Source organism: Delftia sp. WSY_10, assembly GCF_043104705.1.
Lineage (GTDB): Bacteria > Pseudomonadota > Gammaproteobacteria > Burkholderiales > Burkholderiaceae_C > Comamonas > Comamonas tsuruhatensis.
This window is the reverse complement of the sequence record NZ_JBICKY010000004.1, coordinates 63,337-83,102: the sequence shown is the minus strand read 5'-3', so window position 1 is coordinate 83,102 and position 19,766 is coordinate 63,337. Positions and strand designations below refer to the sequence as shown.

21 protein-coding genes are annotated in these 19,766 nt (G+C 68.1%); 13 read left to right on the top strand and 8 right to left on the bottom strand.

The window, feature by feature from the left end:
- Positions 1 to 137: 137 nt before the first annotated feature.
- Positions 138 to 908 (top strand): SDR family oxidoreductase, encoded by a 771-nt coding sequence (locus ACF8ML_RS00635; RefSeq protein WP_013803947.1) that lies wholly within the window; start codon positions 138 to 140, stop codon positions 906 to 908.
- An 18-nt stretch (positions 909 to 926) separates the two neighbouring features.
- On the opposite strand, the gene ACF8ML_RS00630 is transcribed toward ACF8ML_RS00635, so the two are convergent.
- Positions 927 to 1,934 carry an AraC family transcriptional regulator gene (locus tag ACF8ML_RS00630; protein ID WP_016449087.1) on the bottom strand — a complete coding sequence of 336 codons (1,008 nt, stop codon included), beginning with the start codon at positions 1,932 to 1,934 and terminating at the stop codon, positions 927 to 929.
- 192 nt (positions 1,935 to 2,126) lie between these two features.
- Here ACF8ML_RS00630 and ACF8ML_RS00625 point away from each other — a divergent pair, with 192 nt between their 5' ends.
- The 8 genes from ACF8ML_RS00625 (at position 2,127) to cutA (ending at position 9,081) form a co-directional block, all read left to right on the top strand.
- A complete protein-coding gene (locus ACF8ML_RS00625; RefSeq protein ID WP_343740708.1) occupies positions 2,127 to 2,918 on the top strand; it encodes an SDR family oxidoreductase in 792 nt (263 codons plus the stop codon).
- Between the two features lie 36 nt (positions 2,919 to 2,954).
- Positions 2,955 to 4,250, top strand: a complete 1,296-nt coding sequence (locus tag ACF8ML_RS00620) for a styrene monooxygenase/indole monooxygenase family protein (RefSeq protein WP_392405870.1) — start codon at positions 2,955 to 2,957, stop codon at positions 4,248 to 4,250.
- A 14-nt stretch (positions 4,251 to 4,264) separates the two neighbouring features.
- Positions 4,265 to 4,792, top strand: coding sequence for a flavin reductase family protein (locus ACF8ML_RS00615; protein ID WP_074923062.1), 528 nt, complete (start codon positions 4,265 to 4,267; stop codon positions 4,790 to 4,792).
- A 60-nt stretch (positions 4,793 to 4,852) separates the two neighbouring features.
- Positions 4,853 to 6,088, top strand: a complete 1,236-nt coding sequence (locus ACF8ML_RS00610) for a dienelactone hydrolase family protein (protein WP_016449084.1) — start codon at positions 4,853 to 4,855, stop codon at positions 6,086 to 6,088.
- Positions 6,089 to 6,238: 150 nt separating this feature from the next.
- A complete protein-coding gene (locus tag ACF8ML_RS00605) occupies positions 6,239 to 6,760 on the top strand; it encodes a MarR family winged helix-turn-helix transcriptional regulator (protein ID WP_392405868.1) in 522 nt (173 codons plus the stop codon).
- Positions 6,753 to 7,586 (top strand): class II aldolase/adducin family protein, encoded by an 834-nt coding sequence (locus tag ACF8ML_RS00600; RefSeq protein WP_262984789.1) that lies wholly within the window; start codon positions 6,753 to 6,755, stop codon positions 7,584 to 7,586. Before ACF8ML_RS00605 ends, ACF8ML_RS00600 begins: the two co-directional genes overlap by 8 nt.
- An 18-nt stretch (positions 7,587 to 7,604) precedes the next feature.
- Positions 7,605 to 8,630 carry a 2-dehydropantoate 2-reductase gene (locus ACF8ML_RS00595; RefSeq protein ID WP_374006019.1) on the top strand — a complete coding sequence of 342 codons (1,026 nt, stop codon included), beginning with the start codon at positions 7,605 to 7,607 and terminating at the stop codon, positions 8,628 to 8,630.
- Positions 8,631 to 8,682: 52 nt separating this feature from the next.
- Complete coding sequence (gene cutA, locus ACF8ML_RS00590) at positions 8,683 to 9,081, top strand: divalent-cation tolerance protein CutA (RefSeq protein WP_392405865.1); 399 nt, start codon at positions 8,683 to 8,685, stop codon at positions 9,079 to 9,081.
- Here the strand turns inward: cutA and ACF8ML_RS00585 are convergent.
- Positions 9,068 to 10,057: a Bug family tripartite tricarboxylate transporter substrate binding protein gene (locus ACF8ML_RS00585; RefSeq protein WP_392405863.1), complete on the bottom strand. Its 990-nt coding sequence runs from the start codon at positions 10,055 to 10,057 to the stop codon at positions 9,068 to 9,070. The genes cutA and ACF8ML_RS00585 overlap by 14 nt on opposite strands.
- A 238-nt stretch (positions 10,058 to 10,295) precedes the next feature.
- A complete protein-coding gene (gene ftsY, locus ACF8ML_RS00580; protein WP_209672151.1) occupies positions 10,296 to 11,519 on the bottom strand; it encodes a signal recognition particle-docking protein FtsY in 1,224 nt (407 codons plus the stop codon).
- 28 nt (positions 11,520 to 11,547) lie between these two features.
- Here ftsY and ACF8ML_RS00575 point away from each other — a divergent pair, with 28 nt between their 5' ends.
- The 4 genes from ACF8ML_RS00575 to coaD all read left to right on the top strand — a co-directional run bounded on the left by ACF8ML_RS00575 (position 11,548) and on the right by coaD (position 15,749).
- Positions 11,548 to 13,026: a pitrilysin family protein gene (locus tag ACF8ML_RS00575; protein WP_016449075.1), complete on the top strand. Its 1,479-nt coding sequence runs from the start codon at positions 11,548 to 11,550 to the stop codon at positions 13,024 to 13,026.
- A gap of 26 nt (positions 13,027 to 13,052) precedes the next feature.
- Positions 13,053 to 14,414, top strand: coding sequence for a pitrilysin family protein (locus tag ACF8ML_RS00570; RefSeq protein ID WP_046985885.1), 1,362 nt, complete (start codon positions 13,053 to 13,055; stop codon positions 14,412 to 14,414).
- Positions 14,411 to 15,118, top strand: coding sequence for a 16S rRNA (guanine(966)-N(2))-methyltransferase RsmD (rsmD, locus tag ACF8ML_RS00565; RefSeq protein WP_070080628.1), 708 nt, complete (start codon positions 14,411 to 14,413; stop codon positions 15,116 to 15,118). The genes ACF8ML_RS00570 and rsmD overlap by 4 nt, the downstream gene beginning before the upstream one ends.
- A 130-nt stretch (positions 15,119 to 15,248) precedes the next feature.
- Positions 15,249 to 15,749: a pantetheine-phosphate adenylyltransferase gene (coaD, locus tag ACF8ML_RS00560; RefSeq protein WP_016449072.1), complete on the top strand. Its 501-nt coding sequence runs from the start codon at positions 15,249 to 15,251 to the stop codon at positions 15,747 to 15,749.
- A gap of 53 nt (positions 15,750 to 15,802) precedes the next feature.
- On the opposite strand, the gene ACF8ML_RS00555 is transcribed toward coaD, so the two are convergent.
- The 5 genes from ACF8ML_RS00555 to ACF8ML_RS00535 form a co-directional block, all read right to left on the bottom strand.
- Positions 15,803 to 16,921: a putative zinc-binding metallopeptidase gene (locus ACF8ML_RS00555; RefSeq protein WP_016449071.1), complete on the bottom strand. Its 1,119-nt coding sequence runs from the start codon at positions 16,919 to 16,921 to the stop codon at positions 15,803 to 15,805.
- A 166-nt stretch (positions 16,922 to 17,087) separates the two neighbouring features.
- A complete protein-coding gene (locus ACF8ML_RS00550) occupies positions 17,088 to 17,408 on the bottom strand; it encodes a BON domain-containing protein (protein WP_392405859.1) in 321 nt (106 codons plus the stop codon).
- Positions 17,409 to 17,479: 71 nt separating this feature from the next.
- Entirely contained in the window at positions 17,480 to 17,869 is a 390-nt protein-coding gene (locus tag ACF8ML_RS00545) for a hypothetical protein (protein WP_016449070.1), read from the bottom strand.
- A gap of 111 nt (positions 17,870 to 17,980) precedes the next feature.
- A complete protein-coding gene (locus tag ACF8ML_RS00540) occupies positions 17,981 to 18,142 on the bottom strand; it encodes a DUF1328 domain-containing protein (RefSeq protein ID WP_013803930.1) in 162 nt (53 codons plus the stop codon).
- A 244-nt stretch (positions 18,143 to 18,386) separates the two neighbouring features.
- Positions 18,387 to 19,736: a CHASE3 domain-containing protein gene (locus tag ACF8ML_RS00535; protein ID WP_016449069.1), complete on the bottom strand. Its 1,350-nt coding sequence runs from the start codon at positions 19,734 to 19,736 to the stop codon at positions 18,387 to 18,389.
- Between the last annotated feature and the right edge of the window lie 30 nt (positions 19,737 to 19,766).

Below are 19,766 nucleotides of genomic sequence, written 5' to 3'. Positions count from 1 at the left end.
CTTCGTCCGCAGTGCGGCGATGGTGTCGCCTGCGGCACAGTCCGCAGGCCCGGCGCGTCGCCGACAATGCAGCGGCGCCGCCCGCCACCGGTGCGCGGGCGGCGCCTGCAATACATGCACTACAGGATGGACAAGCAATGGAGATGAAGAACGCAAAGACGGCCGTGGTCACGGGCGGAGGAACCGGCGTGGGCAAGGCCGTGGCGCTGGCCCTGGCGGGCGCCGGCTACCAGGTGGTGGTGGCAGGCCGCCGCCAGGCGCCGCTGGATGAGACCTGCGCCGAGGCCCAGGCAAAGTACGGCGCGGGCGAGCGCATGCTGGGCATTGCCACCGATGTCAGCGACCCGGCTGCCGTGGAGCAGCTGTTCGCGCGCACGGTGCAGCGCTTCGGGCGCGTGGACCTGCTGTTCAACAACGCGGGCCGGGGCAATCCGCCCGGCTCCTTCCTGGACTGGACGCCCGAGCAGTGGCGCGAGGTGGTCGATGTCAACCTCAACGGCATGTTCTATTGCCTGCAGCAGGCCTTCCGCACCATGCGCGACCAGTCGCCGCGCGGCGGCCGCATCATCAACAACGGCTCCATCTCCGCGCATGCGCCGCGCCCCAATTCCAGCGCCTACACGGCCACCAAGCATGCCGTCATGGGCCTGACCAAGACCGCTGCGCTCGACGGCCGTGCCTACGACATCGCCGTGGGCCAGATCGACATCGGCAATGCCATGACCGAGCTGGCATCGCGCATGGCCAAGGGCGTGCCCCAGGCCAATGGCGAGATCGCGGTGGAGCCGCTGATCGACGCGGATGTGGTGGGCCAGTCCGTGCTCTACATGGCCAGCCTGCCGCTGGAGGCCAACGTGCTGTTCCACACGGTGATGGCGACCAAGATGCCCTTCGTGGGCCGGGGCTGAACCGGCAAAGTCAGGCCTTCAGGCCTGCACGCGGCGGCTCGCCGTCTCGGACGGGAGCTCGCCGAAGCGGCTGCGGTACTGGGCCGCGAAGTGGCCCAGGTGCAGGAAGCCGTATTTCTGCGCCACGTCGCGCACGCCGGAGCCGGCTGCGGCGCCCGGGCCCTTGGCTGCCTGGAGTTCGGCGCGCACCCGGTCCAGCCGCAGCTGGCGCAGGAAATCCATGGGCCCCATGCCCGCGTGCTGGCGGAAGGCGGCCTGCAGCGTGCGCGCGCTGCAGCCGGCCTCGCGGCAGACATCGGCCAGCGACAGGGGCTGGTCGGCATGGGCCTGCATGTACTCCTGGGCCTTGCGCACGCCGCGCGGCAGCAGGCTGCGCCGGCTGTCCCCAGCCAGTGCGCGGCTATGGCTGTGCGTGGCCGACATCAGCAGGCTGGTCAGCAGGTATTCCTCCGCATGCCGGGCCAGCGCCTGCGTGGCCTGCAGGGCGTTGCCCGCATCCAGCGTGTGCCGCAGGCAGTCGATGAAATGCACCAGCGGTGCCAGCGCCGGCTGGTCCAGCGGCACGCCCAGATCGAACACCAGCGGCCGGCCTGCGGGCGCCTGCAGCAGCGCCTCCAGCCGCGCCACCAGGGCGGGGCGGGCCATGCGCACGATCAGGTGCGGGCTGTCGTCGGCCCAGCGCATGGACAGCGGCTCGGTCGGCGAGGGCAGGGAGGCCAGGCGCGGCGTGGCATCCACCTGCTGCGCGCCGCAGCGGATCTCGGCACTGCCGCGCAGGGGAATCTGCAGCAGGAAGAAGTCCCGCAGGTAGCCGGGCTCGATGTGCACGCCGGGACCGTACTGCACATAGTTCAGGCTGACGTTGCGGGAAAGCGGCGCGCTGTGGTGGCAGGCGTCCAGCTCGGCGCGCGGGCGCAGCATGCCCAGGCCATGCGGACAGAAGACGCGCGCCACGCTTTCGCGGGCCTCGTCCATGTCGTGGCTCTCGAAAAGCCGGTAGCGCTGCAGCGGCAGCGGTGTGTGCATGGCGTGTTCCATAGGCTGGGCAGAACGTAGCAAAAACCACCCGCTCCCACAATTCGGACCATTCCCCGGGAGCCGATTTCTGCGCGGCAGGGACAGTGCCTGCGCTTGCCGGATGCCTGCGCGGCCCGGCCCCCCGTAACGTGTGCTGCACAGGCCAGCCCGGCCTGGCATCCACACGGGAGAACAAGCGTCATGTTCAAGGGACTCGAAGGCAAAAGCGCCATCGTCACCGGCGGCTCCACCCTGATAGGCGCCGGCGTGGTGCGTGCGCTGCACGCGGCCGGCGTGAAGGTGGTCATTGCCGACATCGATGCCGACAACGGCCAGGTGCTGGCCGATGCGCTGGGCGAGGGCGCGCTTTTCGTGCGCACCGACATCACCGACGACGCCCAGGTCGCCGCCTGCGTGCAGCAGGCATGCAGCCGGCACGGCGGCGTGCACATCCTGGTCAACCTGGCCTGCTCGTATGTAGACGAAGGCCTGCAGTCGCCGCGCGCGGACTGGCTGGCCTCGTTCAACGTGAACGTGGCCAGCGCCGTGGCCATGCTGCAGGCCGTGCACCCGCACATGGTGGCCGCCGGTGGCGGGGCCGTGGTGAATTTCACCAGCATCTCTTCGGAAGCGGCGCAGACGGGTCGCTGGCTCTACCCGGCCAGCAAGGCGGCCATGAAGCAGCTCACGCGCAGCATGGCCATGGACCTGGCGGCCGATGGCATCCGCGTCAACAGCGTCTGCCCGGGCTGGACCTGGTCGGCGGTGATGGACCGGCTCAGTGGCGGCGACCGCGCCAAGACCGACCGCGTGGCCGCGCCCTTTCACCTGCTGGGCCGCGTGGGCGATCCGTACGAGGTGGCGCAGGTGGTGCTGTTCCTGTGCTCGGACCATGCCAGCTTCGTGACCGGCGCCGACTACGCGGTGGACGGCGGCTACGGCGCCATGGGGCCCGAGCGGGCCGTGGCCGCCATTCCCCAATTGATGGACTAGTACGCAGTACGGACACGGAGCCGCAAGGAGACAGCCATGAAGAAAATCGCCATCGTCGGAGCCGGCCAGTCGGGCCTGCAACTGGGCCTGGGCCTGCTGGCCGCGGGCCATCAGGTCACGATACTGAGCAACCGCACGGCGCAGGACATCGCCCAGGGCCGGGTCATGTCCAGCCAGTGCATGTTCGACAGCGCGCTGCAGATAGAGCGCGGCCTGAGCCTGGACCACTGGTCGCGCGAATGCCCGGTGGTCGAGGGCATCGGCCTGTGCGTGCCGCATCCGGCGCAGCACGGCGGGAAATCGGTCGACAAGGCCATCGACTGGGCCGCGCGGTTGAACGCGGGCGCGCAGTCCGTGGACCAGCGCCTGAAGATCCCCGCATGGATGGACGACTTCCGCCGCCAGGGCGGCGAGCTGGTGCTCAAGGACGCGGGCATCGCCGAACTGGAGGAATGCACGCGCAGCCATGACCTGACCCTGGTTGCCAGCGGCAAGGGCGAGATATCGAGGCTGTTCGAGCGCGATGCCCACCGCTCGCGCTTCGACCAGCCCCAGCGCGCGCTGGCGCTGACCTATGTGACGGGCATGAAGCCGCGCGAGCCGTTCTCCGCCGTGTCCTTCAACCTTGTGCCGGGCGTGGGCGAGTATTTCGTGTTCCCGGCGCTGACGACCACGGGCCCCTGCGAGATCATGGTGTTCGAAGGCGTGCCCGGCGGCCCCATGGACTGCTGGGGCGATGTGAAGACACCGGAGCAGCACCTGGAGCGCAGCCGCTGGATCCTCGACACCTTCGTGCCCTGGGAGGCCGAGCGCTGCCGCGACATTGCGCTGACCGATGACAACGGCATCCTCGCGGGCCGCTTCGCCCCCACGGTGCGCAAGCCCGTGGCCACGCTGCCGTCGGGGCGCAAGGTGCTGGGCATGGGCGACGTGGTGGTGCTCAACGACCCCATCACGGGCCAGGGCTCCAACAACGCGGCCAAGTGCGCCGACACCTATCTGCGCAGCATCCTGGCGCGCGGCAATGGCGACGGAAATCGTGACGGAAATGGCGCCTTCGACGCCGCCTGGATGCAGCAGACCTTCGACCGCTACTGGTTCGGCTATGCGCAATGGGTCACGCAGTGGACCAACATGATGCTGGCGCCACCGCCACCCCATGTGCTCAAGCTGCTGGCCAGCGCGGGCACGCTGGCACCGCTGGCCAGCGCCTTTGCCAACGGCTTCGACGACCCGCGCACCTTCTTCCCCTGGTTCGCGGACGCGGGCGAGGCAGACTACTACATCGACAGCTGCGCGGCCATCGCCGCCATGGCAGCCGTCCCCGCCTAGCCGCAGAGGCCGCCATGAGCACATGCGAAACCCCGGCCCCCGCCACGGCCTGCTCCTTCGATCCGCGCGAGCTGCGCAAGGCCTTCGGCCAGTTCACCACGGGCGTGACCGTCATCACCACGCGCGCGCCGGACGGGCGGCGCGTGGGCATGACGGCCAACTCGTTCTCCTCGGTCTCGCTGGACCCGCCGCTGGTGCTGTGGAGCCTGGCGCGCCAGGCGCCCAGCGTCTGCGATTTCCAGGGCGCCAGCCACTTCGCCATCCACGTGCTGGCTGCGGGCCAGCACCTTCTGTCGCGGCGCTTTTCCACGCCGCAGCAAGACAAGTTCGTCGGCCTGGACTGCGCGGAAGGCCCGGCCGGCGTGCCCCTGATCGATGGCGTGCTGGCCCGCTTCGTCTGCCGCAACGTCCGGCAATACGATGGCGGCGACCACCTCATCTTCATCGGCCAGGTCGAGCGCTGCGAACGCTTCGACGGCGAGCCCCTGGCCTTTCACGCGGGCTACTATCAGGTGACGGTGCGGCACCCCGAATGCGTATGACGGGCCATGGAAAAAAGCGGCACCGCAGCTTTCCCCACCCTTTGAAACGGAGACAACCCCATGCAGCAGAAAGAACCCCCGGCAAGCCGCCATGTGCGCATCAACGCGCTGGACGGCAGCGGCAGCTTCAACGCCTACCTGGCCGTGCCGGCCTCGGGCAGCGGCCCCGGCCTGGTGCTGGCGCAGGAGATCTTCGGCGTCAACGCCACCATGCGCGAGGTGGCCGACTACTACGCCGAAGAAGGCTACGTGGTGCTGGTGCCCGACCTGTTCTGGCGCCAGCAGCCCGATGTGGAGCTGGGCTACACGCCGGCGGACTGGGAGCGCGCCTTCGGCTTCTACAAGGGATTCGACGAGGCCCTGGGCGTGCAGGACATCCAGGCCTGCCTGAACGCCTTGCGCCAGCGCCCCGAGGTCACGGACGGCAAGGCCGGCGTTCTGGGCTTTTGCCTGGGCGGCAAGCTGGCCTACCTGGCCGCCTGCCGCACCGATGCCGATGCGGTGGTCGGCTACTACGGCGTGGGCATCGAGGCGGCGCTGGACGAGGCCGAGCGCATCCGCTGCCCGCTCACCCTGCATGTGGCCGAGCTCGACGCCTTCTGCCCGCCCGAGGCGCGCCAGCGCATCGTCCAGGCGTTGGGCGGGCGTCCCGGCGTGGCCGTGCATGTCTATCCCGGCGTGGACCATGCCTTTGCGCGCAAGGGCGGCGACCATTTCCACCGCGCCTCGGCCCTGATGGCGCATGAACGCAGCATTGCGACGCTCAAGTCCGCCATCGGCCCGCATTTCGACCTGGCCGCGCTGTGGGACAAGCACTGCGAGTACGAGTTCGCCACGCGCAACGTGGACGACACCATGGCCACCATGGTGGCCGAGCCCTATGTGAACCACATCCCCACCATGACCGGCGGCGTGGGCTTCAGCAACCTGCACGCCTTCTATACGAACCACTTCGTCAACAGCAATCCGCCCGACACGTCGCTGACCCCGATTTCACGCACGGTGGGGGCCTCGCAGGTGGTGGACGAGATGCTGTTCTGCTTCACGCACACCACCGAGATTCCGTGGATGCTGCCCGGCGTGCGTCCCACGGGGCGGCGCGTGGAGATCCCGCTGCTGGCCGTGGTCAAGTTCCGGGGCGACAAGCTCTACCACGAGCACATCTACTGGGACCAGGCCAGCGTGCTGGTGCAGGTGGGCCTGCTGGACCCGGCGCTGCTGCCCGTGGCGGGCGTGGAGACGGCCCGCAAGCTGCTGGACGAGACCCTGCCTTCCAACGAACTGCTCAAGCGTTGAGCGCGGCGCGGGCGCATGGGTTTCACCCTGCGCCCGCTGGCGGCCTGCAGGCCGCCAGGGCTCTCAGGGTTGCCACCAATGTTGATATGTCAACATTGGTGGATCATGCGGCCATCGCAATCGCCATCGCCGCCCGGTTTCCTCCGCCCAATGCCCCGCCCACGCACATCCCCGATCCCTGCCGCCGATGCCGCCACCGGCCCTGCACCGGACACGCAGGTCTGCAGCCAGACGCTGGCGCTGGAGGACTTCATCACCTTCCGCCTGGGCGCGCTGTCCAATGCGCTGCAGACCCAGGTGACGCGCCACTACATCGCGCCGGCATCGCCCGTGGGGCTGACCGAGTGGCGGCTCATGGGCCAGATCCAGCGCCATGGCGAGCTGCATGCCAGCGCGCTGTCGCGCCTGAGCCTGATGGACAAGGCCCAGATCAGCCGCGCGCTGCAGCCGCTGATCGACCGGGGCTGGGTGCTTCGCCGCGCCGATCCGCAGCACGCGCGGCGCCACCTGCTGCAGCTGAGCGAAGCAGGGCAGGCGCTCTTCGACGAGGTGCTGTCCCGCGCACGCCCCTACCAGGCGGCCCTGCTCAATGCCCTGACGGCCGATGAGCGCGCCATGCTGGACCGCATCCTGGACAAGCTGGGCCGTGCCTCCCAAGGGCTGGATGCCTGATTTCCCCACAAGCCACTGCACAACCCACCTCAAGACCCACCTCAGAACCCACCCCACGAGCCACACCATGAATTGCTCCATGCACCCTGATGAACGCGCCGCCCGCATCGAACTGGCCGCCTGCTACCGCGTCTTTGCCATGCTGGGCTGGGACGAACTGATCTACAACCACATCACGGTGCGCCTGCCCGACAGCGTGACGGGCGGTGAAAAGCAGTTCCTGATCAACCCCTTCGGCCTGCACTACGAAGAGGTCACGGCCAGCAACCTGGTACGCATCAATGTGCGCGGCGAGGTGCTGGACGGCTCGCGGCATCCGGTGAACCCGGCCGGCTTCGTCGTGCATGCGGCCATCCACGACGGGCTGCCGGGCGCGCACTGCGTGATGCACACGCACACCACCTCGGGCATGGGCGTGGCCTGCCTGGAGCAGGGCCTGTCGCAAAGCAACTTCTACAGTGCCCAACTGCACGGCATGGTGGCCTACCATGACTTCGAGGGCATCACCATCCATGCCGACGAAGGGCCGCGCCTGCTGGCCAGCATCGGCCACCGCAAGGCCGTGATCCTGCGCAACCATGGCCTGCTCAGCTGGGGCAGCGACCTGCCCCAGGCCTTCGTGGTGCTGTGGACGCTGCAGCGCGCCTGCGACGTGCAGATGGCCACCCTGTCCATGGGCGCGCCGCGCATGGTCTCCGACGCCATGGCCCAGCGCTGCAACGAGGACTCGCTGACCTTCAACGACAGCCACGGCGGTGCCCGCGATGTGTTCGACCACCTGGTGCGCCGCGTGAACCGGCGCGACAGCAGCTATCTCGATCTTTGAACCCGGAGCTTCCCGCGCATGACCATGGAACAGACAAGCATTTCATTCGACAAGGCCTGCATCTTCGGCGCCGGTGCCATCGGCGGCTGGATGGGCGCGGCCCTGGCCCGCGCCGGCTGCCAGCTCAGCGCCGTGGCGCGCGGCGCTGCACTGCAGGCCCTGCGCACCCAGGGCCTGACCCTGGTGCACGGCGAGCAGCGCGAGCACTTCGCGCTGCGTGCCGAACAGGACCCGGCCGCCCTGGGCGTGCAGGACCTGGTCATCATCTCCGTCAAGGCGCCGGGCATGCCCGATGTGGCCGAGCGCATCGCCCCGCTGATCGGCCCGCAGACCGTGGTGCTCACGGCCATGAACGGCGTGCCCTGGTGGTTCCTGCACGGCGGTGTCGATGCCAGCGTGCGCGGCAAGCAGCTGAAAGCCGTGGACCCTGAAGGCCGCATTGCGCAAGCCATCCCGCGGGGCCAGGTGCTGGGCTCCGTGGTCCATGCCAGCTGCTCCAACGATGCGCCCGGCGTGGTGCGCCGGCACTTCGGCAACAGCCTGATCCTGGGCGAGCCTCTGGCCACAGGGCCCGGCCAGCCGCCCACGCCGCGCCTGGCGGCACTGGCCCAACTGCTGCAGCGTGGCGGCATCGAGGCCAAGGTCTCCGACAACATCCAGCGCGACGCCTGGTACAAGCTCTGGGGCAACATGACCGTCAACCCCGTCAGCGCGCTGACGGGTGCCACCTCGGACCGCATCCTGGGCGACGACCTGGTGCGCGGCCTGATCACGCGCGTGATGCTGGAGGCCAAGGAGATCGGCGCGCGCATCGGCCTGCCCATCAACGAATCGCCCGAAGACCGCCATGCGGTCACGCTCAAGCTGGGCGCCTTCAAGACCTCCATGCTGCAGGACGTGGAAGCCGGCAAGCCCGTGGAGCTCGACGCCCTGGTGGGCGCGGTGCGCGAAATGGGCCAGCTGTGCGGCGTGGACACCCCGTTCACCGATGCGCTGCTGGGCCTGGCGCGGCTGCAGGCGCGGCAAAAGGGGCTGATGGCCTGACGCCGCAAGGGCCAGTACCGGCCTGCAGCACGCAACCGTAGACTACGCCTCCATGACTTCCGCCAAGAACCCCGCCTCGCCCTGGTCCACGCTGTGCGTGGTGGCCACCACCGTCCCCAGTGCCGAGGAGGCCGCCCATCTGGCGCGCAGCCTGGTGCAGCAGCAGGCCGCGGCCTGCGTGCAGGTGGAGGCCATCACCTCGCACTACGTGTGGGACGGCGAGCTGCACGCCACGCCCGAGTGGCGGCTGGTCTGCAAGACCCTGCCCGACGTGCTGGAGCGCCTGGCCCGGCTGCTGCGCGCCGGGCACAGCTACAGCGTGCCGCAGATCACCATGCGCACCGAGCGCTGCATGGCCGACTATGCGCAGTGGCTGCGCTCCCAGGTCTCGACCCGGGACGTGGCGGACACTGCAGAAAGGGCCGCCGCGCCCCGCATCACTGCGGCGTGACGTTGGCGGCCTTGATCACGGGCACCCAGGTCGCTGTCTCCTTGCGGATCAGCTCGCCGAAGGCGCTGCCCGTGACCACCCAGGGCTCGATCCCCTGCAGGTCCAGCTGCCTGACCACGGCCGGCGTGTTGAAGATCTCCTGAATATCCTTTTCCAGCTGCTTGAGCACGGCCGGCGGCGTCTTCCTGGGCGCCATCACGCCGTACCAGGACGAGATGGCAATGCCCGGCACGCCCGCCTGGGCCAGCGTGGGCACATCAGGCAGGTACTTGCTGCGCGCCGGGTCGGTCACGGCCAGCGCGCGCAGCTTGCCCGACTGCACATGCGGCAGCAGCGCGGGCACATTGCCCACGATCATCGGCACCGTGCCGCCCAGCACATCGTTGAGGCCGGGCGCCGTGCCCTTGTAGGCCACGTGCAGGATGTCGGCACCGGTCTGCTGCTTGAACAGCTCGCCGGCCAGATGCAGGCTGGAACCTACGCCGGGCGAGGCATAGCTGATGGTGGCCGGCTTGGCCTTGGACAGGGCCACCAGCTCCTGCACCGTTTTGGCGGGCACGCCGGGGTGCACGGCGATCACATTGGCCGCCTTGGCCAGCGAAGCCACGGGCGCGAAGTCCACCTCCACGCTGTAGCCGGGCCTGGCCAGCAGCGTGGGATTGATGGTCAGGTTGCCCTGGGGCACGACCAGCAGCGTATGGCCGTCCGCCGCGGCACGCTTGACCATGTCGATGCCGATATTGCCGTTGGCCCCGGGCTTGTTCTCCACCACCGAGGTCTGCTTGTAGCGCTCGGCCAATCCCGTGGACAGCAGGCGGGCCAGCGCATCGACCGGGCCACCGGGCGGGAAGGGCGCGACGATGGTGAAAGGCTTGGCGGCCAGCTGCTGCTGCGCGGCGGCATCCTGGGCCAGGGCGCTCTGGCATGCGGCTGCTGCCAGCAGGGCGGCAGCGCCGAGCAAGGTGGGGGCTTTCATGGGGAACTCCGGGGAACAAGGCAAGGCAGGTACAAGCAAAAGAAATGCCTGAGGGCTATCGATTGTTTCTTGTATAAAACAACGTTCTTCTTATAAATCAATGCAAAGCATAAAACCTGCGGCTTGATTCGAATCAAGGGAAAACCCTTGCCTGCATGCCTGGGCCTTCGCTGCGCTCGCATGCCCATGAAAAAAGGAGCGCAGCGCGCTCCTTTGGGTGGTGGTGTGCCGGGTGGCCTCAGGACAGCAGCGCCTGCGCGAATTCCCTGGCGTTGAAGGTCTCCAGGTCCTCGACCTTTTCGCCCACGCCGATGAAGTACACGGGGATCGGCCGTTCCTGGGCAATGGCGGCCAGCACGCCGCCCTTGGCCGTGCCGTCGAGCTTGGTGACGATCAGGCCCGTGAGCTGCAGTGCATCGTCGAAGGCGCGCACCTGGGCCAGCGCGTTCTGGCCGGTGTTGCCGTCGATGACCAGCAGCACCTCGTGCGGTGCCGTGGCATCGGCCTTGGTGACCACGCGGCGGATCTTGCGCAGCTCTTCCATCAGGTGCAGCTGGGTGGGCAGGCGGCCCGCCGTGTCCACCAGCACCACATCCTTCTTGCGGGCGCGGCCGGCGGTGACGGCATCAAAGCTCACGGCTGCAGGATCACCGCCTTCCTGGCTGACGATCTCCACCGTGTTGCGGTTGGCCCAGACGCCGAGCTGCTCGCGCGCGGCGGCGCGGAAGGTGTCGGCGGCAGCCAGCAGTACGCTCTGGCCTTCGTCGGCCAGATGCTTGGTCAGCTTGCCGATGGAGGTGGTCTTGCCTGCGCCGTTGACGCCAGCGACCATGACCACGGTAGGCTGGTGCTCGCCGATGATCAGCGGCTTTTCCAGCGGGCGCAGCAGGTCGGCCAGTGCATCGGCCAGCAGGGCCTTGACGGCTGCAGGGTCGGTGGCCTTGGCTTCCTTGACGCGGCGGCGCAGGTCGGTGAGCAGGTGCTCGGTGGCCTTGACGCCGGTGTCGGCCATCAGCAGGGCGTCTTCCAGCTCTTCGTACAGCGCATCGTTGATCTGCGTCCCGGTGAAGACCGTGGCGATGCTGCTGCCGGTCTTGCGCAGTCCGGCCTTGAGGCGCTGCATCCAGTTCTGGCGACTGGCGCCTTCGGCTTCGGGCTTGGCCGTGGGCTCGGGTGCGGCAATGAAGTCGGCAGGCGCGAGCGTGGAAGCAGCAGCAGTGGGTGCAGCGGGTGCGGCAGGCGGGGCGGCATCGCCCTTGCCGCCGCCGCCGAAGGGCTTGCGCCACCAGGCGCTGCCGGTGTCGGCTGCGGCCGGTGGGGCAGGCGTGCCAGGGGGCAGGTCTGGGGCGCGGTCCTGCGGCGGGGTTGCGGGAATGCCGGCCTCTTCAGGCGCGGCGCTGCTGTCCGCCGGGGAAATCTCGGCGGAGGAGGGGGTGGGCTTTTTCTTGAAAAAACTGAACATCGGCAGGTTCTTAGAATCACAGCATTCTATGAAACATGCACTCACCCTCCTGGGCTTAATGGCCTGCATGGGCACCGGGGCTGCTTTGGCAGCCCCGGATGCATCCTCTTCCTCCCCTTCGTCACTGCTGCAGACGGTGGCCAGCCAGGCCGCAGGCGGCCAGCGGTCCGCCACAGCAGCGCAGCAATTCACCCTGAAGAACGGCATGCAGCTCATCGTGCAGCCCGACCGGCGCGCGCCCACGGCCGTGCACATGGTCTGGGTGCGCGTGGGCGCCATCGACGAGGTCGACGGCACCTCGGGCGTGGCCCATGCGCTCGAGCACATGATGTTCAAGGGCTCGCGCAAGGTGGCGCCCGGCGAGTTCTCGCGCCGGGTGGCGGCCCTGGGCGGCCAGGAGAACGCTTTCACCAGCCGCGACTACACGGGCTACTACCAGCAGATCCCGTCCAGCCGGCTGGAGGAAGTGATGAAGCTCGAATCCGACCGCTTCGCCAACAACCACTGGCCCGACAGCGAGTTCAAGAAGGAGATCGAGGTCATCAAGGAAGAGCGCCGCATGCGCACCGAGGACCAGCCGCGCGCCGTGCTCATGGAGCAACTGATGGCGGCGACCTTCATGGCCTCGCCCTACCACCGGCCCGTGATCGGCTGGATGAGCGATCTGGACGCCCTGACGCCCGGCGACGTGCGCGATTTCCACAGCCGCTGGTATGTGCCCGGCAATGCCACCGTCGTCATTGCCGGTGATGTGGACGTTGCCAAGGTCCGCGCCTGGGCCGAGAAGTACTACGGCAGCATTCCCGCACGCGCCGTGCCGGTGCGCAAGCCGCGCACCGAGCCTGCGCAGATCGGCATCCGCCGCATCGAGGTCAAGCAGCCGGCCGAGCAGGCCCTGGTGGCCCTGGCCTTCCGTGCGCCCTCGCTGACGCGCGTCAGCGATCTGCAGGCCGATGACCGCGATGCGCTGGCGCTGCTGGTGCTCTCGGCCGTGCTCGACGGCTATGACGGCGCCCGCCTGGAGCGGGCCCTGGTCCAGGGCGAAGGCCGCGTGGCCGACGGCGCGGGCAGCTCCATGTCGCTCATGAGCCGCGGCCCCGGCCTGTTCATGCTGACGGGCGTGCCCGCCACCGGCAAGACTGCGGCCGAGGTCGAGGCCGCGCTGCGCGCCGAAGTGGCCAAGGTCGCCAGGGACGGCGTCGAGCCTGCCGAACTGGAGCGCGTGAAGACGCAATGGATGGCCTCCAATGTCTATGAGCGCGACTCGGTCATGGGCCAGGCCCAGAGCCTGGGCAATTACTGGATACAGGGCATGCCGCTGGATGCGGAAGACCAGTTGCTGGCCCAGCTTCGCACCATCACGCCCGATGACGTCAAGCGCGTGGCGGCCAAGTACTTTGGCGATGACCAGCTCACGGTGGGCACCCTGGTGCCGCAGCCCCTGCCTGAAGGCGGCAAGCCCCGCCGCACCGACGCGGGTGCCGGCATTGGCGGACCCCTGCATTGATGCCCCCGAAGCACGCTGGAGTGAAGATGAAGAACATGAAAAAGATGGTGGCCAGCTCCGTGCTGGCAAGCGTGGGCCTGGGCTTTGGCGCCACGTCCGCATGGGCCTTGCTGCCCATCCAGCACTGGACCCAGCCCAGCGGGGCGCAGGTCTGGCTGGTGGACAGCCCGGGCATTCCCATGGTCGATGTGCAGATGGATTTCGACGCCGGCAGCCGGCGCGATCCCGCCAACCAGGTCGGCCTGGCCAGCGCCGTGGCGCTGATGGCGTCCAAGGGCGTCACGGCCCAGGGCAGCGCGCCTGCTCTCGATGAAAACGGCCTGGGCCAGGCCTGGGCCGATCTGGGTGCCAGCTTTGGCGCCCAGGCGGGCCGCGACAGCTTCAGCTATGGGCTGCGCTCCCTGACCGAGCCTGCGCTGCTGCAGCGCGCCGTGGCCCTGGCCGCGCGCCAGATCGCCAGCCCCAGCTGGCCGCAGGATGTGTGGCTGCGCGAGCGCGAGCGCTGGACTGCGGCCATCAAGGAATCGGACACGCGCCCCGGAACGGTGGCCGGCAAGGCCCTGAGCCAGGGCGTGTTCGGCACCCACCCCTACGGTGCGCGTGCCACGGCCGAGAGCCTGTCGCGCATCGACCTGTCGGACATGCAGTCCTTCCACCGCCGGCTGATCGCCGCCTGCCGTGCCAAGGTCAGCATCGTCGGCGCCGTCAGCCGCGAGCAGGCCGACCAGCTGGTGCAGCAATTGCTGGCTCCGCTGCAGGCGGCCCAGGGCCAGGACGCCAGTGCCTGCGCTCCGCTGCCCGACGTGCCCAAGGTGCAGGCGCTCAAGGCGCCGGTCAACGAGAACATCCCCTTCGCCTCGGCCCAGGCGCAGGTGCTGATCGCCCAGCCCGGCATTGCACGCAACAGCCCGGACTTCATGGCCGTGCTCGTGGGCAACCACATCCTGGGCGGCGGCGGCTTCACCTCGCGGCTGACCGAGGAAGTGCGCGAAAAGCGCGGCCTGAGCTACAGCGTCTACAGCGACTTCTCGCCAGGCCTGGACGCGGGTGCTTTCACGATCGCCCTGCAGACACGCCCCGACCAGGCGGCCGAGGCCTTGAAGGTGTCGCAGGACACGCTGCGCCGCTTTGTCGCCGACGGCCCGACCGAGAAGGAGCTCAAGGCCGCCAAGGACAATCTGATCGGCGGCTTTGCGCTGCGCATAGACAGCAACCGCAAGCTGCTGGGCAATGTGGCCAACATCGCCTGGAACGGCCTGCCGCTGGACTATCTGGAGCACTGGACCGAGCGCGTGCAGGCGCTGACCGTGCGTGATGTGCGCGAGGCCATGCAGCGCATGCTGCAGCCCGATCGCATGGTGACCGTCGTCGTGGGAGGCAAGCAATGAGCCGCAACAGCATCAAACTGCATACCCCTGCCGGCAAGCGCTGGCTGGAAAAGGCCACGGCCGAGGCCGCGGCGCCCAAGGCGCCTGCCGCAGCGCCGGCCGCAAAGGCAAAGGCGGGCAAGCCGGCACCCTCGGGTGCGGGCGAGGTCCGCATCATCGGCGGCCAGTGGCGCCGCACGCGTCTGCCCGTGGCGCAGCGCCCGGGCCTGCGCCCCACGCCGGACCGCGTGCGCGAGACCCTGTTCAACTGGCTGGGCCAGGACCTGACGGGCTGGCACTGCCTGGACGCCTTCGCGGGCACGGGTGCGCTGGGCTTCGAGGCCGCATCGCGCGGCGCGACCAGCGTGCTGATGAACGAGCAGGACGCCGCCCTGGTGCTGCAGCTGCAGCGCCTGCGCGAGCGCCTGGACGCCCAGTCCGTGCGCGTGCTGCGCGGCGATGGCCTGGGCTGCCTGCGCCAGGTGGCGCCGGGCACGCTGGACCTGGTGCTGATCGATCCGCCGTTCGACCATGCCGAGCTGTTCGAGCCTGCGCTGAAGGCCGCTGCGCTGGCCGTCTCCGCCCAGGGCTATGTCTATCTGGAGGCGCCCCAGGCCTGGACCGAGGAGCAACTGGCCGAGGCTGGCGGCCTGCAGCTGTTCCGCCATCTCAAGGCGGGTGCCGTCCACGCCCATCTGCTGCGCAAGGCCGCGCAGGACGAGTAGGCTGGCGCCGCAGCCGTGTTCCAGCGCAGGAATGCGGCTGTCGCGCAGCCGACGGGCCATGCTGCAGTGCAATGCATAATGCGCCATCCGTGCCGGACCAGGGCACGCGCAGCCAAGGAAAGTGAACGCCATGAGCCACGACGTGATTGCCGTCTACCCCGGAACCTTCGATCCGATCACGCTGGGCCACGAAGACGTGGTGCGCCGTGCGACCCAGCTGTTCAGCCACGTCATCGTGGCCGTGGCGGCCGGCCACCACAAGAAGACCATGTTCAATCTCGAGGAACGCATGGAGATGGTGCGCGAGGCCGTGTCCATCTATCCCCATGTCCAGGTCGAGAGCTTTCATGGCCTGCTGCGCGACTTCGTGGTCGAGCGCGGCGGCAAGGCCATGGTGCGCGGCCTGCGCGCGGTCACCGACTTCGACTACGAGTTTCAGCTTGCCGGCATGAACCGCACGCTGATGCCCGAGGTGGAGACCGTCTTCCTCACGCCCAGCGACCGCTACCAGTTCATCAGCAGCACCTTCGTGCGCGAGATCGCCACGCTGGATGGCGAGATCGACAAGTTCGTCTCGCCCAACGTGCGCACGCGACTGCTTGAGAAGGTGCAGGCCAATCGCGCTCCTTGAGAGAGGGAGGCTGGCCAGGCGCCTTGGCCTGCCCCCATGACGAGTTCACGATATCAGGCGCTCTGCGTGGCGGCACTTGCATTCACGGCCGCATGCACGAATTCCAGCTTGCGCCGCGCGCCCATTGAAAGAGCGAACGGATAGGCATCCCCGTGGCCCAGGCTGCGGTTGAGGCTGTTGGTCAGCAGCGTCAGCGGCACCCACTGGTCCAGCATGGTGCCGAAGTCCGGCCGGGCAGGGACCGCGAACGGGTCCTGCACGCACAGCGCGGCCGGCGTTCCCATGCCCGCCGCCGTGCCTGCGCCTCCTGGCAAGGTGATGCAGGTGCCATAGCTGGCCGCAGTCTCCAGCAGATCCACCATGTGCAGGTAGTGGGCCCAGCTTTCGGCCCAGTCTTCCCACGGGTGGGAGGTGGCATAGGCGCTGACGAAGTTGTCGCGCCACTGCCCATCCAGCGGGCTGCGTGCGTAGTAGTTCTGCAGGGCCTGGGCATAGTCCTGGCGCTCGTCGCCGAACAGGCGGCGGAATTCCTCGATACGGCCCGCGCCCACCACCAGCCTGTCCCAGAAGAAGTGGCCGGACTCATGGCGCAGATGGCCCACCAGCGTCCGGTAGGGCTCATGCAGCGCCTGGCGGCGCCGGGCACGCTCGGCATCGTCGGCCTCCACCACGTTCAGCGTGATGGTGCCGTTGGCATGGCCGGTCATCACCGGCGCCTGCCCGGGCAGGTCGGCCAGCAGCTCGAAGCGCGGCCCGTCCTCTCCAGGCCTGGGGCCCAGGCCCAGGCGGGCCAGCGTATAGAACAGCTGGCGCTTGGCCGCCTCGATCTTGGTCCAGCGCAAGGCATTGGCCGGGTCTGACAGATCGGGCAGCCAGCGTGTCTGGCGGCAGGATTCGCACAGCGCGTGGGGGTCGTCGGCGGGCAGGGCGAAGTTGCACTGGCCCACAGGTCCCCGGTGGCTGCACATCTTGTAGAGGCGGCCTGGCGGCTTGCCTGCGCCCAGGGAGGACAGGCTCTCCCACAGCGCGCTGTCCCGCGCGCCGGAAACCGGTCGCAGGCAGGCCACATGCAGTCGCTCGGGCAGGAAGGCCAGGGTGGCGCCGCAGTGCACGCATTGAACGCTGTCGAAGAAGACCGGGTGGCCACAGGCATCGCAGTTGAAGACTCGCATGTCGGTCACTTTACGCCGTATGTCCGGCGCACGGTGGAAAGGGGTCGTACCTGCCGTCGGCTGCAATGGTCGGCAATCCTTGCGGCGGCGGCAGTTGGAGCCCTGGATGAAAAAAGGCCGGAAGTCTCCGGCCTTGTACTTGGATCAGCCCCCGCAGGGGCCTGCATCAGGGGCGAACCACGATGCTGTTGCGCACTTCGCGCACGTTCTTGGTGGTGCGTGCGATCGCGGCAGCGCGGGCCTTTTCCGACTCCGACTTGGCAAAGCCCGACAGTTGCACCGTGCCGTTCAGGGTCTCGACGCTGATGGAGGTGGCCGAGACGCTCTTGTCCTCTGCCATCTTGGCCTTCACGGCAGTGGTGATGCCGGCGTCATCCACATACGAACCCACGGTCTGCTGGTCGCGGGCCACGGAGCAGGCGGTGGTGCCGAGCACGGTGGCGCCGGCGACGAGAGCGAAAGCGATGGCACGGGTGTACTTTTGCATGGTCAGTTCTTTCTTGGACAAGAAATTGAGGGAAACGGTAGTCGAGGGAACTCGGGGGGCTGGGCTGCAGCTCACTTGCGCGAGCGGGAACTCATGAAGAACGCGGTGGCCAGGGCTGCGCCCGTGGCTGCTGCCAGCAGCATGGAGCGGCCAGGCTGCTCGATGACGTAGCGCGTGGTGGCTTCCGTGGCAGATTGCAGCTGGCGGCGGGCGCGGTCGGAGCTGTCGGCGCAGAAGTTGATTCCGCGCGTGGCCAGTTCCTGGGCACGTGCCGCGAGGTCGTCGATGACGGGATTCAGTTCACGCTCGATGGACTTCACGCCTTCCTCGGCCTTGTCCAGAGCATTTGCTGCAGTGCGGCGCGTGGTGTTGACGGCTTCCTTGGCAGTGTCTGCTACGTCCTGGGCAACGTCCTTGGCGGTATCGGCGGCTTTGTTCACGGCTTTCTCGGCTTGGCTCATTGGTTCTATCTCCTCAAAACTTGCATGAATGGGAAAGGCGGTCGGGCTGCCGGGCTGGCTGCCCGCCGGAGGCGGGCTTGGGCTGGCAGGTGGCTGAAGGCGGCGCCGCCGCTACTTCTTGATCAGGCTCATCACAAAGGTGACTACAGCCATGATCACGAAAATATAGAACAGGATCTTGGCGATGCCTACAGCACCTGCCGCAATTCCGCCAAAGCCGAAGATGGCGGCGACGAGAGCGATCACGAAAAACACGATGGCGTAGTGCAGCATGTAGAACTCCTTGGTTGTTCGTTGCCAAGAAACGGCATCTGGCTGTCAGGAGCCGAGTGCTGTTCCCATGCGATTGACTGTACCGAGCCGCCCGAGGCCGGATTGACGGTGTCCGGCGTGGCATGGCGTCAGGGTTAGGCAGGGGGTGGGTGTAGGAAAAGCGCCGGCCCGCAGTGCCCATCAAGAAAAACCCCTGCCAGGGCGGTGCCGGGCAGGGGTTGTGCGTGCAGGCGATGCGTCGTGGTCAGGCGGATGCCGGGCTCAGCGGAATGACGGCGGAGATGGCCGTGCCCTTGCCCAGTTCGGAGGAGACGGTCAGCCGCCCGCCTGCCGCCTCCACGCGATGGCGCATGCCGGCCAGCCCGTGGGAGTTGGGGCGCATGGCCGAGGTCTCGAAGCCCTCGCCATCGTCCTGGATCTGCACCGTCACATAGGTCGGGTAGTTGTGCACGGAGACCAGTACGTGGCTGGCCTTGGCGTATTTGCCGATATTGGTCAGCGACTCCTGCACGATGCGGTAGACCGTGAGCTGGGTCGATTCCGGCAGCTCCACCTGCTCCAGGTTCGCTGTGACCTCGATGCCGCTGCGTTCGCCGAATTCGCGTGCCAGGATTTCCAGCGCCGTGGTCAGGCCCAGGTTGGACAGTGACGAAGGACGCAGGTCCTCGATGATGCGGCGCTTGAGGGCAATGCCGCTGTTGAGCGTCTCCACCAGATGGCTGACGCGCTCTCCCACGTCGGGGGCGCTGAGGTCGATCTTGGATTTGAGCCGGGCCACATCGAGCTTGGCCGCCGTCAGCAGCGAGCCCAGTTCATCGTGCAGCTCGCGCGCCAGGTGGCCGCGCTCATCCTCGCGCACCTGCTGCAAGTGGTTGGCCAGCTCCGTCAGCGTGGCCGTGCGTTCGCGCACCAGGGCTTCAAGGCGGTTGCGCTCGTCACGCTGGATTTCCTGCTCGCGCTGATGGGCCTGCTGCAGCGCGTGGGCCTGGCGCAGGTACATGAAAAAGCCCAGCACGCCCAGCGCGGTCACCGTGGCAATGCCTATGCGCGACAGCGACAGCGTGTGCTCGATATCCTGCAGGTTCTTGGCCGAGCGCTCGTCTATGCCTGACAGCAGCTTGCCGGTGTAGTCCCGGATGGCGTCCATGTTCTCCATGCCCACGTCCGTGAACATGACGAAGCGCCAGGCTTCCTCGTTGCCCTGGCGGTACAGGCGCAGGCTCAACTCCATCTCGCTCATCTTGCGCTCGACCTGGCGGGCCAGCGGCGTGAAGATGGCCAGTTCCTGGGGGTCGTAGATGAAGATCTGGCGCAACTCGTCCATGTTGTAGTTGATGGCCGTGATCGCCTTGCTGTAGGGCTCCAGGTAGCGCTCCTCCCCCGTGAGCAGGTAGCCGCGCAGGCCGGTCTCGGCATCGAGCATCAACCGCAGCAGTTGGCTGATTTCCGAGCGGGTCGCCTGGGTCTGGGTCATGGCCTCCAGCGCCTTGGTCGAGCGCTTGTAGCTGGCCTCGTTAATGCTGACAAGCAGCACGGCCGCAACGATGGCAAATGCCAGGCTGATCGCAATTCTTCGGAAATTTATCCAACGCATAAGCATCCTCTCACCTACAAGATCTTCGCC

Coding starts and splice junctions, on each gene's coding strand:
- ACF8ML_RS00635 (WP_013803947.1), top strand. CDS start 138: ATGGAGATGAAGAACGCAAAGACGGCCGTGGTCACGGGCGGAGGAACC.
- ACF8ML_RS00630 (WP_016449087.1), bottom strand. CDS start 1,934: ATGCACACACCGCTGCCGCTGCAGCGCTACCGGCTTTTCGAGAGCCAC.
- ACF8ML_RS00625 (WP_343740708.1), top strand. CDS start 2,127: ATGTTCAAGGGACTCGAAGGCAAAAGCGCCATCGTCACCGGCGGCTCC.
- ACF8ML_RS00620 (WP_392405870.1), top strand. CDS start 2,955: ATGAAGAAAATCGCCATCGTCGGAGCCGGCCAGTCGGGCCTGCAACTG.
- ACF8ML_RS00615 (WP_074923062.1), top strand. CDS start 4,265: ATGAGCACATGCGAAACCCCGGCCCCCGCCACGGCCTGCTCCTTCGAT.
- ACF8ML_RS00610 (WP_016449084.1), top strand. CDS start 4,853: ATGCAGCAGAAAGAACCCCCGGCAAGCCGCCATGTGCGCATCAACGCG.
- ACF8ML_RS00605 (WP_392405868.1), top strand. CDS start 6,239: ATGCCCCGCCCACGCACATCCCCGATCCCTGCCGCCGATGCCGCCACC.
- ACF8ML_RS00600 (WP_262984789.1), top strand. CDS start 6,753: ATGCCTGATTTCCCCACAAGCCACTGCACAACCCACCTCAAGACCCAC.
- ACF8ML_RS00595 (WP_374006019.1), top strand. CDS start 7,605: ATGACCATGGAACAGACAAGCATTTCATTCGACAAGGCCTGCATCTTC.
- cutA (WP_392405865.1), top strand. CDS start 8,683: ATGACTTCCGCCAAGAACCCCGCCTCGCCCTGGTCCACGCTGTGCGTG.
- ACF8ML_RS00585 (WP_392405863.1), bottom strand. CDS start 10,057: ATGAAAGCCCCCACCTTGCTCGGCGCTGCCGCCCTGCTGGCAGCAGCC.
- ftsY (WP_209672151.1), bottom strand. CDS start 11,519: ATGTTCAGTTTTTTCAAGAAAAAGCCCACCCCCTCCTCCGCCGAGATT.
- ACF8ML_RS00575 (WP_016449075.1), top strand. CDS start 11,548: ATGAAACATGCACTCACCCTCCTGGGCTTAATGGCCTGCATGGGCACC.
- ACF8ML_RS00570 (WP_046985885.1), top strand. CDS start 13,053: ATGAAGAACATGAAAAAGATGGTGGCCAGCTCCGTGCTGGCAAGCGTG.
- rsmD (WP_070080628.1), top strand. CDS start 14,411: ATGAGCCGCAACAGCATCAAACTGCATACCCCTGCCGGCAAGCGCTGG.
- coaD (WP_016449072.1), top strand. CDS start 15,249: ATGAGCCACGACGTGATTGCCGTCTACCCCGGAACCTTCGATCCGATC.
- ACF8ML_RS00555 (WP_016449071.1), bottom strand. CDS start 16,921: ATGCGAGTCTTCAACTGCGATGCCTGTGGCCACCCGGTCTTCTTCGAC.
- ACF8ML_RS00550 (WP_392405859.1), bottom strand. CDS start 17,408: ATGCAAAAGTACACCCGTGCCATCGCTTTCGCTCTCGTCGCCGGCGCC.
- ACF8ML_RS00545 (WP_016449070.1), bottom strand. CDS start 17,869: ATGAGCCAAGCCGAGAAAGCCGTGAACAAAGCCGCCGATACCGCCAAG.
- ACF8ML_RS00540 (WP_013803930.1), bottom strand. CDS start 18,142: ATGCTGCACTACGCCATCGTGTTTTTCGTGATCGCTCTCGTCGCCGCC.
- ACF8ML_RS00535 (WP_016449069.1), bottom strand. CDS start 19,736: ATGCGTTGGATAAATTTCCGAAGAATTGCGATCAGCCTGGCATTTGCC.